Source organism: Mesorhizobium sp. M7A.F.Ca.CA.001.10.2.1 (genome assembly GCF_003998575.1).
In the GTDB taxonomy this organism is placed as follows: Bacteria; Pseudomonadota; Alphaproteobacteria; order Rhizobiales; family Rhizobiaceae; genus Mesorhizobium.
Map to the genome: position 1 here is coordinate 1 of NZ_RZQY01000518.1, position 4,378 is coordinate 4,378.

1 protein-coding gene and 2 pseudogenes are annotated in these 4,378 nt (G+C 64.8%); all 3 read right to left on the reverse strand.

Annotation, left to right across the window (positions count from 1 at the left end; genetic code table 11):
• Window positions 1-58: 58 nt before the first annotated feature.
• Window positions 59-2,548, reverse strand: a pseudogene (gene fdhF / locus EN964_RS26265) (formate dehydrogenase subunit alpha); the annotation flags it as partial.
• A 59-nt stretch (window positions 2,549-2,607) separates the two neighbouring features.
• Window positions 2,608-2,971: pseudogene (locus EN964_RS39465) on the reverse strand (2Fe-2S iron-sulfur cluster-binding protein); the annotation flags it as partial.
• 10 nt (window positions 2,972-2,981) lie between these two features.
• On the reverse strand, window positions 2,982-4,378 hold a 1,397-nt coding region (locus EN964_RS26270; RefSeq protein WP_127276915.1), incomplete at its 5' end, for an NADH-ubiquinone oxidoreductase-F iron-sulfur binding region domain-containing protein.

Sequence of the window (4,378 nt, forward strand, 5' to 3'; positions counted from 1 at the left end):
ACCGCGCGGTGCGCCAGCCGCGATACCTGCGTCGTGGCTTTGCGGCGCGCGCTCAAGACTACTCCGCCGCCTGCAAAGACGCGATGCGCCGGCTCTGCTTGGCTTGCTCGTCATAGTCGCGCTGCCATTCCGACGGTCCGTTGGAGGCGCCGACCTGCACCGCCGTCACCTTGTATTCCGGACAATTGGTCGCCCAGTCGGAGAAGTCGGTGGTGATGACGTTGGCCTGCGTGTCCGGATGATGGAACGTCGTGTAGACCACGCCGGGCGACACCCGGTCGGTGATCAGCGCGCGCAGCGTCGTCTCGCCCGATCGGCTGGTCAGCCGGACCCAGTCGCCGTCGCGCAAACCGCGGTTCTCGGCATCGTGCGGATGGATCTCCAGCCGGTCCTCCGAGTGCCACATGCTGTTGTCGGTGCGCCTGGTCTGCGCGCCGACATTGTACTGTGACAGGATGCGGCCGGTGGTGAGCAGCAGCGGGAAGCGCGGTCCCGTCCTTTCGTCCGTCGCCACATATTCGGTCCGGATGAACTTGCCCTTGCCGCGCACGAACCCGTCAATATGCATGATCGGGGTGCCGAGCGGCGCCTTCTCGTTGCAGGGCCATTGCACGGATCCGACACGGTCGAGCAACTCGAAGGAGACGCCGGCGAAGCTCGGCGTGGTCATCGCGATCTCGTCCATGATCTCGGAGGGATGCTGATAGTTCCAGTCCAGCCCGATCGCGCGGGCAAGCTCCTGCGTCGCCTCCCAATCGGCGTAGCGCGCCTTCGGCTCAAGAACCTTGCGCACCATGTTGATGCGGCGCTCGGCGTTGGTGAAGGTGCCGTCCTTCTCCAGGAAAGTCGAGCCCGGCAGGAAGACATGCGCGTAGTTCGCCGTCTCGTTGAGGAACAGGTCGTGCACGACGACGCATTCCATCGCGGCAAGGCCGGCGGCGACATGCTTGGTGTCGGGATCGGACTGCAGAATGTCCTCGCCCTGGATGTAGATGCCCTTGAAGCTGCCGTCGACGGCGGCGTCGAGCATGTTGGGGATGCGCAGGCCGGGTTCGTCGTCCAGCTTCACGCCCCACAAGGTCTCATAGATATCGCGCACGGCTTCGCCGGAGATGTGGCGATAGCCCGGCAGTTCGTGCGGGAAGGAGCCCATGTCGCAGGAGCCCTGCACGTTGTTCTGGCCGCGCAGTGGGTTCACGCCGACGCCGGGCCGGCCGATATTGCCGGTGGCCATGGCGAGATTGGCGATTGCCATCACAGTGGTCGAGCCCTGGCTGTGTTCCGTCACGCCGAGGCCGTAATAGATCGCGCCGTTGCCGCCGGTGGCGTAGAGCCGCGCAGCGCCCCGGATCAGCTCTGGATCGACGCCGGACAATTTGCCGACGGTTTCGGGGCTGTTTTCCGGCAAGGCTACGAACGATGCCCAATCCTGGAACTCCGTCCAGTCGCAGCGTTCGCGGATGAAGGCTTCGTCGAACAGGCCCTCGGTGACGATCACATGCGCCAGCGCCGTCAGCACGGCCACATTGGTGCCGGGCTTCAGCGGCAGGTGATAATCCGCTTCGATATGGGCCGACTTGACCATCTCGGTGCGGCGCGGATCGAGCACGATCAGCTTGGCGCCCTGGCGCAGCCGCTTCTTCAGCCGCGAGGCGAACACCGGGTGAGCGGAAGCCGGATTGGCGCCGATGATGACGGCGACGTCGGTGAAGTCGACGGAATCGAAATCCTGCGTGCCGGCCGAGGTGCCATAGGTCTGGCCGAGCCCGTAGCCCGTCGGCGAATGGCAGACGCGTGCGCAGGTGTCGACATTGTTGTTGCGGAAACCCTGCCGCACCATCTTCTGGACGAGATAGGTTTCCTCGTTGGTGCAGCGCGACGAGGTGATGCCGCCGATCGCAGTGCGTCCGTACTGGTACTGGATGCGGCGGAATTCCTTGGCCGTATGGGCGATCGCCTCTTCCCAGCTCACCTCGCGCCACGGGTCGGTGACCTTTTCGCGGATCATCGGCGACAGGATGCGGTCCTTGTGGGTGGCGTAGCCATAGGCGAAACGGCCCTTGACGCAGGAATGGCCGTGGTTCGCCTTCCCCTCCTTATAGGGCATCATGCGAACGACTTCGTCACCCTTCACCTCGGCCTTGAACGAGCAGCCGACGCCGCAATAGGCGCAGGTGGTAACAGCCGAGCGCTCCGGCAGGCCCTTGGCAAGCACCGTCTTCTCGCGCAGCGCATCGGTCGGACAGGCCTGCACGCAGGCGCCGCAGGACACGCATTCCGAATCGATGAACGCCTCGTGCATCCCCGCCGAAACCCGGGATTCGAAGCCTCGTCCCTCGATGGTCAGCGCGAAGGTGCCCTGCACCTCTTCGCAGGCCCGCACGCAGCGCGAGCAGACGATGCATTGCGAGGCATCATAGGTGAAATAGGGGTTGGATTCATCGCGGGCGATGTAGTCGACCGCCAGCGAGCCATGGCCGGGCGCCACGCCACCTTCCGGCTTGACGTGGTTGCGGCCTTCGATGCCGTAGCGGTTCTCGGTCAGGCCGATCGACTTCGCCACCGCATCGAACTCGCTCGCGCCGGTTCCGGCCTGTTCGTTCCAGCCGGTCGGATGATCGGAGACGTAGAGCTCCATGACGCCGCGGCGAATGGCATCGAGCCGCTCGGTCTGCGTGCGCACGATCATGCCTTCGCCGACGGGCGTCGTGCACGATGCCGGCGTGCCGCCGCGTCCTTCGATCTCGACAAGGCAGACACGGCACGAACCGAAGGAGTCCAGCATGTCGGTGGCGCAAAGCTTCGGGATCTCGACCCCGCCTTCCATCGCGGCACGCATGATCGAGGTGCCTTCCGGCACGGTGATGCTGCGACCGTCGACGTTCAGCGTGACCTGCTTCTGCGCCTTCGATTGCGGGGTTCCGTAGTCGATCTCTTCGACGAGGGAGGGGAAGTCGGCCTTGATGTTCATCTGCCAGCTCCTATTCGGCAGCCACGCGCACGGGCGCTGGCTTGAAGTCGTCGGGGAAATGGGTAATCGAGCTCATCACGGGATAGGGCGTGAAGCCGCCCAGCGCGCAGAGCGAACCGAACTTCATCGTGTTGCAGAGGTCGGTGACCAGAGCGAGGTTCTTCTCCGGCTCGATGCCCGCGACTATTCTGTCGATGGTCTCGACACCGCGCGTCGAGCCGATGCGGCAGGGCGTGCACTTGCCGCAGCTTTCGATGGCGCAGAACTCCATGGCAAAGCGCGCCTGTTTCAGCATATCGGCGGTGTCGTCGAACACCACGATGCCGGCATGGCCGATCAGCCCGTCCTTTGCCGCGAAGGCTTCATAATCGAACGGCGTGTCGAACAGCGCGCGCGGGAAGTAGGCGCCGAGCGGCCCGCCGACCTGCACCGCCTTGACCGGTCGCCCCGTGGCCGTGCCGCCGCCGATCTCGTCGACGATCTCGCCCAGCGTCATGCCGAAAGCGGCTTCGAACAGGCCGGCATATTTGACGTTGCCGGCGATCTGGATCGGGATCGTGCCGCGCGAGCGGCCCATGCCGAAATCCTTGTAGTAGGCCGCACCCTTGTCCATGATGACAGGCACCGAGGCCAGCGAGATGACATTGTTGATCACCGTCGGCTTGCCGAACAGCCCCTTATGCGCCGGCAGCGGCGGCTTTGCGCGCACCATGCCGCGCTTGCCCTCGAGCGAATCGAGCAGCGCCGTCTCCTCCCCGCAGACATAGGCTCCGGCGCCGACCCGGATCTCCATGTCGAACGCGTAAGGTGAACCCAGCACGCTGGCGCCAAGAACGCCGGCCTTGCGGGCGACCTCGACGGCCTTGTTCATCACCGCCACCGCATGCGGATATTCCGAGCGGACATAGACAAAGCCCTTGGTCGCGCCCGTGGCTATACCGGCGATCGTCATGCCTTCGATCAGCACAAACGGATCGCCCTCCATTATCATGCGGTCGGCGAAGGTGCCTGAATCGCCTTCGTCGGCGTTGCAGACGATGTATTTGCGGTCGCCTGCGGTATCGAGCACCGTTTTCCACTTGATGCCGGTCGGGAAGCCGGCGCCGCCGCGCCCGCGCAGGCCCGATTCGGTAACCTGGGCGACGATGTCGGCAGGCGTCAGTGCCAGCGCGTTCGTCAGTCCGTTCAACCCGCCATGCTTCTTGTAGGATTCGAGCGAAAGCGGATCCGTGACGCCGCAGCGCGCGAAGGTCAGCCGCGTCTGCTTGGCGAAGAAGGGGATCTTGTCCGGTGAGCCCAGCCAGCGCTTGTGATGGCCGCCGGTGAGAAAGCCGCCGTCGAACAGGCTTTTGACGTCGGACGGCTTTACCGGCCCATAGGCGACGCGGCCGTTCGCTGTCGCAACTT